Here is a 4,254-nt window from a genome sequence, read left to right as displayed (position 1 = left end):
ATGCAGAAGCTCGATGACGCGGTGGGCGATGATCGAGGTCTGCTCCGCGGGCTTGGCGAGCACGGTGTTGCCGGCCACTGCCGCGGCGACGATCTGGCCGCAGAAGATCGCCACCGGGAAGTTCCACGGGCTGATCGCGGCGAACACGCCCTTGCCGCCCATGCTCAAACGGTTGGACTCGCCGGTCGGGCCGGGCAGCTCGATCACCTCGCCGAACGACTCCTCGGCGCGCATGGCGTAGTAGCGGCAGAAGTCCACCGCCTCCTTGATCTCGTCGACACCGTCGGTCAAGAGCTTGCCGCCTTCCCGCGAGCAGAGCGCCATCAGCTCCGCCATGTGCTCTTCCATCAGATCCGCCAGGCGGCGCAGGATTGCGGCGCGCTCGGCAACCGGCGTGGCGTCCCAGCGCGGGAACGCTTCCCAGGCGGCATCGACCGCTTGCCTTGCCTGCTCCTGGCTCGTCCACTGCACGGTGCCCACGCTCTGGCCACGATCATAAGGCGACGTCACCCGGTGGGTGTTGGCCGCATCGTCGGCCACCTCGACGGCGAGCAGCGGCTTGACCGCGTACTGCTTGTCCATGAACGAGGCCATCTTCTCCATCAGCGGCTCATAGTGGCTTCGGATGTTCAGGTTCACCCCGCGCGAGTTCTTGCGCTTGGGCCCGTAGATGTCGCGGGGCTGCGGAATGCGCGCATTGGCGAAGGTCTTGTACTGCTTGAGGGTTTCCACCGGGTGCTGGCAGAGCCACTCGACCGGCACGTCCGGGTCGACCAGCTGGTGGACGAAGGAGGAGTTGGCGCCGTTTTCCAGAAGCCGTCGCACCAAGTAGGGGAGCAGGTCCTTGTGGGCACCGACCGGGGCGTAGATGCGGCAGTAGGTGCCGTCCGGGGCGCGCGTCAGGGCGGCGTCGTAGAGCGCCTCGCCCATGCCGTGCAGGCGCTGGAACTCGAACGGCCGGCGATGGCGGTTGGCGAGCTCGACGATGGCGGTGACGGTATGCGCGTTGTGGGTGGCGAACTGCGGGAAGATGCGCCCGCGGGTGTCTTCCGAGAGCAGGAACTGGGCGCAGGCGAGATACGCCACGTCGGTGCACGCCTTGCGGGTGTAGACCGGGTAGCCGTCGACGCCGAGCTGCTGGGACTCCTTGATCTCGCTGTCCCAGTAGGCACCTTTCACCAGGCGCAGCGGAATCTCGTCGCCCTGCAGGTCCGCCAGGCGGTTCAGGTAGTGCAGCACCGGCAGCGCGCGCTTGGAGTAGGCCTGGACCACCAGGCCGAAGTGGCCCCAGCCGCGGGCAGCATCGCTTTCGTAGATGGCGCGGAACACCTCGAGCGACAGCTCCAGGCGATCGACCTCCTCGGCATCGACGGTCAGCGCCACGTCGAGCTCGCGGGCGCGACGCACCAGCTTCACCACGGTGTCGACGAGCTCGGCGAGCACCTGCTCGCGGCGGCCGAACTCGTAGCGCGGGTGCAGCGCCGAGAGCTTGATCGAGACCGACGGTTTGGGCGTCTTGTCGCTCAGCCGCTGGGAGGTCTTGCCGACGGCCTCGATGGCGCGGGCGTAGTCGTCGAAGTAGCGCTTGGCGTCATCACGGGTACGCGCGGCTTCGCCGAGCATGTCGTAGGAGTAGGTGTAGCCCTTGTTGAACAGCGGCTTCGAGCGCTTGAGCGCCTCGTCGATGTTGCGCCCGAGCACGAACTGCTTGCCCATGATCTTCATCGCCTCGACCATGGCGCGGCGAATCACCGGCTCGCCCAGGCGGTTGACCATGCGGTTGATGAAGGTGGCGGGCTGGCCTTCCCGCGGGTGGTCGAGCTTGAGCACCCGACCGGTCATCAGAAGCCCCCAGGTCGAGGCGTTGACCATCCACGAATCGCTCTTGCCGACGTGGGACTGCCAGTCCGCCGGACCAAGCTTGTCCTCGATCAGCGCGTCCGCCGTGACCTTGTCGGGGATGCGCAGCATCGCCTCGGCCAGGCACATCAGCATCAATCCCTCGTGGGTATCGAGGCTGTACTGCTGCAACAGCTCGTCGATGGTATCCACCGCGGTATCCATCTTGCGCACGTCGCGCACGAGTTCGGCGGTACTGCTGCCGATGCGCTCGAAGTCCTCGCGACCCACGTCGAGCACCTTGATCAGCTCATGGACGTAGCTGTCCTCGTCGACGATGTAGTGGTCGCTGACGGTGGCGAGCAGCGTGTCGAGGTCGGTTTGCCAGACGGCAGGATCACGCATTTTCTTGGCGTTGAGCATTGTGGCCCCCGGTATCTGAGAGAGGAAAAAACTGGTGGTCTACCCGATGACGAACGAATGTAGAGCGCCAGGCGCACGGTTGTATGTCGGTTTCATGGCAAAACGTGTCAATTTCACGGCAAGCGCGACGTATCGTCACATTCTCTCGCGTTCAGGAGTTTTGCGCCGAACCGGCAGGGCGGCGCTTGCCCAGCGCCCGGCGAGACGTCCGGGCGGCACCTTCCACATCGAGCGCGGCCGCGTCTTCCTGGCGCAGCGAGCGCGGCGAAAGCCCGTAGCTGCGTCGAAACGCGTGGGAGAGCGCGCTCTGGTTGGCGAAACCCGTCTGGATGGCGATGTCGGTCAGCGGCATCCGGCTTCGGGTGATCAGCTCGCGCGCGGCGTTCAGGCGCTTGCGGCGCACGTACTGCCAGGGCGAAAGCCCGGTCTGGCTGCGAAAACGCTCGGAAAAATGCGCCTCGGAAAGGCAGGCGATGCGGGCAAGATCCGCCACCCGCAGCTCGTCGGCCAGGTGGGCAGCGATGAAGCGGTCGATGGGAGCGAGATCCAGCCGGCGCCGGCCGTCGGCGAGCGGCGCGGTGAGACGCGCCTTGAGGGCGCCGAGCAGCGTGGCGGCCAGCCGGTCGGGCTGGTGCGCGTCGTTGCCGTGGCGCCCCTGGAGCAGCTCGCTTTCGACGAACGCCAGATAGTGGCGGAGCGAGCCGTCGAGGGCGAAGAAGCGCGGGGCGTCGAACAGTGCGATCAGCTCGCGGTGCTCGCCGGTCAGCGCCGGGGCGAGCTCCGGAAGATCGAAGATCAACTGGCGATTGTAGCCCTGGCCCGAGTAGTAGTGCTCGTGGTTCGCCGGCACGATGCAGCCGGAGAAGGCGTTGACCCGCCCGCCGAGCCCCTCGATCTCGAACTCCGAGGAGCCGCACAGGGTGATCACGATCTGGTGGAAGTCGTGGGCGTGGTGCTTGACCGCACTTTCCAGAGGAATCTGGCGAATGGTACTGAACATGGACGGCTCCCTCTACGAAAGCGAAACGCCTTACTGGCGGCGCAGCGCGGTGTGGGCGGCGAGATGATCGCGCAATGCCTTCAATTCTAGCTGGCCGGTGGCACTCAGAAGCGGCTTGCCCCGGGCGATCTGCCAGCGGCGCCCGTGCTGGTCCATCAGGTGCGCTGCGCGGCGGCGAACGCCGTCCAGGTATTCATCGTGGCGGATCGGGTAGCCGATCAAGGCGTTCCACTCCGTCTCGCCGACCCGGCTCTCGAGCGCCTTGTCGAAAAGGGCGAGCAGATCCTTCGGCTCGGTTCGATAGCGTGGCGTGCTGGCCGTCATCAGGATGGCCAGCACCGAGCCGATCACCACGACGCAGACGCCCAGCACCAGTAGATACAGCGCCATGGAAGGCTCCTCAACCGCTTTGCAGGCCCGGTTCGGGAGCATCACAAACAAAAAAAGACGAAAACTTTGTCCTGTCGAGAACTTTTTTCCAATTCACTGTCAGATAGTGTACAGGCAACGCGCGATAGCAGTCGCTAGAAGTGTTGCACTGGCTTCTTTTTCGATCCCTTGCTTCCGCTGCCTCCCGGCAGCGGTTTTTTTTGGTTCGTATATAGTACGTCCATTTCCTGCGCGCTGCACGACCGGGACACCCTGCCTGCGGCAGGCCCCGAGGGTACGAGCACCGCCTTCACCAAGGAGCGATACATGGATGCCCGCGAATACATGACCCGCAAGGGCGTTGGCGTCGAGCGTGACCCCGACCGGCCCAACACCCTCGAAGAGAAAGCCTGGGCCCGTGCCCGTGGCGCCGGCGGCGATCGGCCGAAGTCCGGCACCCCACACGACTGGGAGGACTGGGAGCGCTATCACGACGAGCTTGCCGATGCGGCCGATACCCTCGAGCAGAAGATCGACAAGCAGGCTCACCGCAAGGCGCGCGAGCGTGGCGAGCGCGCTGCCCCCGCCGCCTCCCGGCAGGGGACGGTCGGCCACTTTACGCC

General features: G+C 65.7%; 3 protein-coding genes and 1 pseudogene. 1 reads left to right on the top strand and 3 read right to left on the bottom strand.

All coding sequences use genetic code 11. The features are described 5' to 3' along the window. The 3 genes from putA to BIS11_RS11900 form a co-directional block, all read right to left on the bottom strand. Positions 1-2,262 (bottom strand): bifunctional proline dehydrogenase/L-glutamate gamma-semialdehyde dehydrogenase PutA (putA, locus tag BIS11_RS11910; RefSeq protein ID WP_253586099.1); only part of this gene is annotated, 2,262 nt, incomplete at its 3' end. A gap of 151 nt (positions 2,263-2,413) precedes the next feature. Beyond that, a complete protein-coding gene (locus BIS11_RS11905) occupies positions 2,414-3,262 on the bottom strand; it encodes an AraC family transcriptional regulator (protein WP_253586098.1) in 849 nt (282 codons plus the stop codon). Positions 3,263-3,292: 30 nt separating this feature from the next. Next, positions 3,293-3,652 carry a hypothetical protein gene (locus BIS11_RS11900; RefSeq protein ID WP_253426880.1) on the bottom strand — a complete coding sequence of 120 codons (360 nt, stop codon included), beginning with the start codon at positions 3,650-3,652 and terminating at the stop codon, positions 3,293-3,295. A gap of 306 nt (positions 3,653-3,958) precedes the next feature. Between BIS11_RS11900 and BIS11_RS11895 the strand changes: the two are divergent. Further along, a pseudogene (locus BIS11_RS11895) lies at positions 3,959-4,254 on the top strand (YqaE/Pmp3 family membrane protein); the annotation flags it as partial.

Source organism: Halomonas sp. 707D4 (genome assembly GCF_024158685.1).
Lineage (GTDB): Bacteria > Pseudomonadota > Gammaproteobacteria > Pseudomonadales > Halomonadaceae > Vreelandella.
The sequence above is the reverse complement of the archived record's forward strand: the minus strand, read 5'-3'. Positions and strand labels throughout refer to the sequence as shown.